We start from the raw sequence: 3,282 nt of genomic DNA on the forward strand, positions 1-3,282 counted from the left end.
TTCATTCATAACCCATCAGTAATGAGACCGTTTTTTCTAAACTGTTTGTTCTGATTTATTGATTCTAAAAGCGGTTTTGTAACTAGTTGACTATTAGAGGCGTATAATAACCCTATCTCAGTATGCGACTGAGGTACCCTAAGTATCATACTGAGATACCCTAAGTATGGGACTGAGATACCCTAAATATACGACTATGTCTCATCCTGTTCCCTTTTGTAAGTAACTTTGTACTTATTTCTGACGTAAATTGCGAACTTATCACTTTGATTTAAAGTTCATTGTTTTTTTAATAATTCGCTAACGTCTTTGTAAACTAATTAAGGGGAGGAAGTTTTCTTTTTCCTCCTTTTTATATATCTTTGCCCGTACTTAAATCGAAACAAGTATGGAACAAGGGACTTTTCAGCTATTTCTTGGTGTAATGAGCATCATCGCACTGTTTGTTTTTATCGCACTTTATTTTGTCAAAGCGGGATATGGAATGTTCCGAACTGCATCTTGGGGCATTTCTATCAATAATAAGTTGGCGTGGATGCTGATGGAGGCACCTGTGTTTATTGTGATGTTATTACTTTGGTGGAATTCAGCACGATATAATTCAATTGTTCCTTTAATTTTCTTTCTCTTATTCCAATTGCATTATTTCCAGCGCGCCTTTGTATTTCCTTTCTTGTTGAAGGGAAAGAGCCGTATGCCGCTTGCTATTATGATGATGGGAATGTTGTTCAACCTTCTGAATGGCTTTATGCAAGGAGAATGGCTTTTTTATCTGGCTCCTGAGACTCTTTATATGCTGGACTGGCTGAAGACTCCACAGTTTATTTTTGGAGTATTGCTGTTCTTCACCGGAATGGGAATCAACTGGTATTCGGATTATGTAATTCGCCATCTTCGTAAACCGGGAGATACGCAGCATTATCTGCCGTCGCAGGGGATGTATCGTTATGTCACTTCTGCCAATTACTTTGGTGAAATTATAGAATGGGCAGGATGGGCTATATTGACATGGTCGCTTTCCGGGCTGGTCTTCCTATGGTGGACAGTGGCTAACCTAGTTCCTCGTGCCAATGCTATCTGGCATCGCTATAAAGAAGAATTTGGAGATGCGGTAGGAAACCGGAAACGTGTTTTTCCGTTTCTATATTAATTTCTCTCACTTATAAATCACAAATCATTAATAATACTCATGAGCAAGTTATTTACTCCTGTAACTTTTGGCCCGCTGACTTTACGGAATCGTACCATCCGCTCAGCGGCATTTGAAAGTATGTGTCCGGGTAATGCCCCTTCGCAAATGTTGCTTGACTATCATCGTTCAGTTGCGGCTGGTGGTGTTGGAATGACTACTGTGGCCTATGCAGCTGTCACCCAAAGTGGTTTGTCGTTCGACCGCCAATTATGGATGCGGCCTGAAATTATCCCCGGATTAAAAAAGCTGACCGATGCTGTACATGCCGAAGGTGCTGCTGCGGCTATACAGTTGGGACATTGTGGCAATATGTCGCACAAAAGCATCTGTGGTGTTACTCCTGTCGGAGCTTCCAGCGGTTTCAATCTTTACTCACCTACTTTTGTTCGTGGCTTGAAGAAAGAGGAGCTGCCTGAGATGGCACGCGCGTATGGTCATGCTGTAAATCTGGCTCGTGAAGCTGGTTTTGATGCCGTTGAAATACACGCCGGACACGGATATTTGATTTCTCAGTTTCTTTCTCCTTATACCAATCGGCGTAAGGACTGCTTCGGTGGATCCTTGGAGAATCGAATGCGTTTTATGGATATGGTAATGGAGGAGGTAATGAAAGCTGCCGGAACCGACATGGCTGTATTGGTAAAAGTGAATATGCGCGATGGTTTTCGTGGTGGAATGGAAATGGATGAGACTATGCAGGTGGCAAAACGCCTGGAGCAATCAGGAGCTCATGCATTGGTACTAAGTGGAGGTTTTGTAAGTAAGGCTCCTATGTATGTGATGCGTGGTCAGATGCCTATTCATTCTATGACTCATTATATGAATTGCTGGTGGCTGAAGTATGGAGTACGAATGGTAGGGAAGTGGATGATACCTACCGTTCCTTTCAAAGAGGCTTACTTTCTGGAAGATGCGCTGAAATTTCGGGCAGAAATAAAGATGCCGTTGGTATATGTAGGTGGTTTAGTTTCGCGTGAAAAAATAGATGAGGTACTGAATGATGGTTTTGAAGCAGTACAGATGGCACGTGCTTTGCTTAATGAACCGGGCTTTGTCAACCGTATGCGTGAAGAGGAGAAAGCAATCTGTAATTGTAAACATAGTAATTACTGTATTGCACGAATGTATTCCATTGAAATGGCATGCCATCAGCATTTGAACGAAGAACTTCCGGCTGGCTTGAAGCGGGAAATTACAAAAATAGAAGCAAAAGGATAATGAAACAGAAACTTGCAGTTATAACCGGAGCGGATGGCGGTATGGGAATGGAGATTACACGCGCTGTTGCTACCGCCGGATATAAAGTCATTATGGCGTGTCGTGATCCTGAAATCGCAGAAGAGAAACGTCAGTTAATAATGCGGGAAACAGGAAATATAGCATTGGAAATAGTACCGGTCAATCTTGCTTCTTTATCTTCTACGGCTTCTTTTGCCAATGAACTTCTTCAGCGTGGAGAAGTTATCACCTTGTTAATGAACAATGCCGGCACCATGGAAACGAGACGTTGTATCACCGAAGATGGATTGGAACGTACAGTAAGTGTCAATTATGTAGCTCCTTATTTGTTGACCCGTAAATTGCTTCCATTGATGGGAGAGGGAAGCCGGATTGTAAATATGGTGTCCTGTACTTATGCCATTGGTAAACTGGATTTTCCTGACTTCTTTTTGCGTGGAAAGAAAGGCGCTTTTTGGCGTATTCCGATTTATAGTAATACAAAATTGGCATTGACTCTGTTTACAATAGCTCTATCGAAGAAGGTGAAAGAAAAAGGAATTATTGTCAATGCAGCTGATCCGGGTATTGTTTCCACAAAAATCATTACGATGCATATGTGGTTTGATCCGTTGACGGATCTCTTTTTCCGGCCTTTCATACGTACGCCTCGTCAGGGAGCAGCGACGGCCATCAGTTTGTTACTGGATGAAGATGCGGGAAAACGTACCGGAACATTGAATGTAAGTTGCCATCCTAAACAGCTCTCAGAGAAATTCTTTCATCATGTACAGATGAAGGAACTATGGGATAAGACAGAAGATATTGTAGCAAAATGGCTATAATACAAAAGCGCGGATGAATTTCATCCG

At 42.1% G+C, this 3,282-nt stretch carries 3 protein-coding genes; all 3 read left to right on the forward strand.

Translation table 11 applies throughout. The annotated features are described in order from the left end of the window. The first annotated feature begins 388 nt into the window (after positions 1-388). The 3 genes from BACCELL_RS04475 to BACCELL_RS04485 are packed head-to-tail and all read left to right on the forward strand — an operon-like array spanning position 389 to position 3,255. The gene (locus BACCELL_RS04475) at positions 389-1,150 is read left to right on the forward strand and encodes a DUF1295 domain-containing protein (RefSeq protein ID WP_007210384.1); all 762 of its coding nucleotides are present in this window, start codon (positions 389-391) and stop codon (positions 1,148-1,150) included. A gap of 39 nt (positions 1,151-1,189) precedes the next feature. Beyond that, positions 1,190-2,410 (forward strand): NADH:flavin oxidoreductase, encoded by a 1,221-nt coding sequence (locus tag BACCELL_RS04480; protein ID WP_007218971.1) that lies wholly within the window; start codon positions 1,190-1,192, stop codon positions 2,408-2,410. Continuing rightward, positions 2,410-3,255 carry an SDR family oxidoreductase gene (locus tag BACCELL_RS04485; RefSeq protein WP_007210386.1) on the forward strand — a complete coding sequence of 282 codons (846 nt, stop codon included), beginning with the start codon at positions 2,410-2,412 and terminating at the stop codon, positions 3,253-3,255. Before BACCELL_RS04480 ends, BACCELL_RS04485 begins: the two co-directional genes overlap by 1 nt. Positions 3,256-3,282 lie beyond the last annotated feature (27 nt).

It is taken from the genome of Bacteroides cellulosilyticus DSM 14838 (assembly GCF_000158035.1).
Lineage (GTDB): Bacteria > Bacteroidota > Bacteroidia > Bacteroidales > Bacteroidaceae > Bacteroides > Bacteroides cellulosilyticus.